Raw genomic sequence first — 700 nt, forward strand, 5'->3', positions numbered from 1 at the left:
CGCAACGCTTGCTGTTAACGAAGAGGCCGCGCCCCTGCTTGGGGTGCGGCCTCTTGCGTTCATGGGATTTGCTGGGCGGCTGACGCCAAAAGCCTGACGCACCAAGCCCCGCCAGAAACCTGCATCACTGCGCGCCTGCCTGGCCTTGCAGGTAATCCTGCCGGCCTGCCTCCCAGGCGGAGCCCAGCACGGCATCGTGATACGGGTTGTCCCCTGCCCACCCTGCATACAAGCGGCCGCGTTCATAGGCCATCTCCACGGTATCCTGTTCCGATGCTTCCGGTGCTCGCCAGCGGGCCAGCCAGCGGGTGACCAGCCCCTTCACATCATTGGATATCACCAACAGGCTGGGCACTAACAACAAGCTCACCAGGGTGGCAAACAGCACCCCGAAGGCCAGCGAGACAGCCATGGGAATCAGGAAGCGGGCTTGCACGCTGGTTTCCAGCATCAGCGGTGCGACACCGGCAAAGGTGGTGATGGACGTCAACATCACTGGCCGCAACCGCCCGCTCACACCACGAATCACCGCATCGCGCAACGACGCGCCTTTTTCCCGCAGGTCGTTGATGGCATCGAGCAATACCAGGTTGTCATTCACCACCACGCCGCTCACCGCGATGATTCCCACCAGCGACCACAGTGTCACGCTGTAACCCAGCAGAAAATGCCCCATAAAGGCCCCCACCAGGCCAAACGG

General features: G+C 62.3%; 1 protein-coding gene. It reads right to left on the minus strand.

From position 1 onward, the window contains the following. Nucleotides 1-124: 124 nt before the first annotated feature. A partial coding sequence (locus A3730_RS06765; protein ID WP_156500998.1) for an efflux RND transporter permease subunit occupies nucleotides 125-700 on the minus strand: 576 nt, incomplete at its 5' end.

The organism is Alcanivorax sp. HI0044, from assembly GCF_001634945.1.